Raw genomic sequence first — 2,992 nt, forward strand, 5'->3', positions numbered from 1 at the left:
TGTGCCGCAGTCCGGTGACACAAATAGAACACAATGAGTTATTTTTTTGTATACAATAATTCTCGAAAAGCGCCACATGCGACGAAAAGCCACAGCGCAGCGAGCTTCCGACGAATGAAACAGGCGCTTGAGAAAATGGATTGACCTGCGCCGTCCGCCGTGAATACACTCTGCGCAAAGCCACTTGTATACAATTACAAAACGTAAAGAGGCACAAAACCATGAGCAAAATGAGAGCAATCGAAGCCGCCGTTCTGGTGATGCGCCGCGAAGGGGTTGATACCGCTTTTGGCATCCCGGGCGCCGCGATCAACCCGCTGTACTCCGCCTTGCAGAAGGTCGGTGGCATCGATCACGTCCTTGCTCGCCACGTTGAAGGCGCCTCGCACATGGCCGAGGGCTACACCCGCACCAAGGCCGGCAACATCGGCGTGTGCATCGGCACGTCCGGCCCGGCCGGTACCGACATGGTTACCGGGCTCTACAGCGCCTCGGCCGACTCGATTCCAATCCTCTGCATCACCGGTCAGGCACCCCGCGCCCGTATGCACAAGGAAGATTTCCAGGCTGTCGACATCACCAGCATCGTCAAGCCAGTCACCAAGTGGGCAACCACGGTTCTGGAGCCGGGCCAAGTGCCTTACGCATTCCAGAAAGCCTTCTATGAAATGCGCTCCGGCCGTCCAGGCCCGGTGCTGATCGATCTGCCGTTCGACGTGCAGATGGCCGAGATCGAATTCGACATCGACGCTTACCAACCGCTGCCATTGGCCAAGCCGACTGCGACCCGCGTTCAGGTTGAAAAAGCTTTGGCTTTGCTGGATCAAGCTGAGCGCCCACTGCTGGTGGCCGGCGGCGGCATCATCAACGCCGACGCCAGCGATCTGCTGGTTGAATTCGCTGAGCTGACTGGTATTCCGGTCATCCCGACCCTGATGGGCTGGGGCACCATCCCTGACGATCACCCGCTGATGGTCGGCATGGTCGGTCTGCAGACTTCGCACCGTTACGGCAACGCGACGATGCTCAAATCCGACGTGGTGCTGGGCATTGGTAACCGTTGGGCCAACCGCCACACCGGTTCGGTGGATGTCTACACCGAAGGCCGCAAGTTCATTCACGTCGACATCGAAGGCACGCAGATCGGCCGCGTGTTCACGCCGGATCTGGGCATCGTTTCCGACGCCGCGGCAGCGCTGACCGTGTTCATTGAAGTCGCCCGTGAATGGCAAGCCGCCGGCAAGCTGAAGAACCGCAGCGCCTGGCTGCAGGATTGCCAGCAGCGCAAGGCCAGCCTGCATCGCAAGACCCACTTCGACAACGTGCCGGTCAAGCCGCAGCGCGTTTACGAAGAAATGAACCAGGTGTTCGGCAAGGACACCTGCTACGTCAGCACCATTGGTCTGTCGCAGATTGCCGGCGCGCAGTTCCTGCACGTCTACAAGCCGCGTCACTGGATCAACTGCGGTCAGGCCGGCCCGTTGGGCTGGACCATTCCGGCGGCGCTGGGCGTGGTGAAGGCCGATCCGAACCGCAAAGTCGTGGCCCTGTCGGGGGACTATGATTTCCAGTTCATGATCGAAGAACTGGCGGTCGGCGCTCAGTTCAAACTGCCGTACATCCACGTAGTGGTGAACAACTCGTACCTGGGCCTGATCCGTCAGGCCCAGCGCGGGTTCGAAATGGACTACTGCGTGCAGCTGTCCTTCGATAACCTCAACGCGCCGGAACTCAACGGTTACGGGGTTGACCACATCGCAGTCGCCGAAGGCCTAGGCTGCAAGGCGCTGCGTGTGTTCGAACCGTCGGAAATCGCCCCTGCGCTGCGCAAGGCCGAACAGATGATCGAAGAGTTCAAGGTGCCGGTGATCGTCGAGATCATTCTGGAGCGTGTGACCAACATCTCCATGGGTACCGAGATCAACGCGGTCAACGAGTTCGAAGACCTGGCACTGGTCGGCAATGACGCGCCGACGGCGATTTCGATGTTGGATTAACTGCTGACTGCTGATCGTTCCCACGCTCTGCGTGGGAATGCAGCCCGGGACGCTCTGCGTCCCAAAGCGGACGCAGAGCGTCCATTGAGGCATTCCCACGCAGAGCGTGGGAACGAGAATCTAGAACGGGAGACCACCATGCCGCGTTTCGCAGCCAACCTGTCCATGCTGTTCACCGAACAGGATTTCCTTGCCCGTTTCGACGCCGCCGCCAAGGCCGGTTTCAGTGGCGTGGAATACCTGTTCCCGTACGACTTCAGCTCGGCTGAAATCAAGGCAAAACTCGAGGCCAACGGGCTGACCCAAGTGCTGTTCAACCTGCCGGCCGGTGACTGGGCCAAGGGCGAGCGCGGTATTGCCTGCCTGCCGGATCGGGTCGAAGAATTCCGCGCCGGGGTCGATCTGGCGATCGCTTACGCACAGGTGCTGGGCAACACCCAGGTCAACTGCCTGGCCGGCATCCGCCCGCAAGGCGTTGACGATGCCACCGTGGAAAAGACTTTCGTCGCCAACCTCAAATACGCCGCCGACAAGCTGCAAGCGGTGGGCATCAAACTGGTGATGGAAGCGATCAACACCCGCGACATTCCCGGTTTCTACCTGAACAACACGGCGCAAGCCCTGTCGATTCGCGAACAGGTCGGCAGCGCCAATCTGTTCCTGCAATACGACATCTATCACATGCAAATCATGGAAGGCGATCTGGCCCGCACCCTGCAATCGCACCTGGGCGAGATCAACCATGTGCAACTCGCGGACAACCCGGGGCGCAACGAGCCGGGCACCGGCGAGATCAACTACCGCTTCCTGTTCGAACACCTTGACCGCATCGGTTATCAGGGTTGGGTTGGTTGCGAGTACAAACCGCTGACCACCACCGAAGCGGGCCTGAGCTGGTTGAAATCACACAACGCAATCTGATTGACCACGCATTGCAAAAAATCTGGGGCAGCTGCGCTGCCCAACGGGGATAAATCCCCTCGCCACAAAAGCTC

2 protein-coding genes are annotated in these 2,992 nt (G+C 59.6%); both read left to right on the forward strand.

All coding sequences use genetic code 11. From position 1 onward, the window contains the following. The first annotated feature begins 221 nt into the window (after positions 1-221). Positions 222-1,997: a glyoxylate carboligase gene (gene gcl / locus OQK_RS02865; protein ID WP_016771026.1), complete on the forward strand. Its 1,776-nt coding sequence runs from the start codon at positions 222-224 to the stop codon at positions 1,995-1,997. Between the two features lie 138 nt (positions 1,998-2,135). Beyond that, entirely contained in the window at positions 2,136-2,918 is a 783-nt protein-coding gene (hyi, locus tag OQK_RS02870; protein WP_016771027.1) for a hydroxypyruvate isomerase, read from the forward strand. The last annotated feature ends 74 nt before the right edge of the window (positions 2,919-2,992 follow it).

It is taken from the genome of Pseudomonas sp. R62, from assembly GCF_000257605.1.
GTDB lineage: Bacteria > Pseudomonadota > Gammaproteobacteria > Pseudomonadales > Pseudomonadaceae > Aquipseudomonas > Aquipseudomonas atacamensis.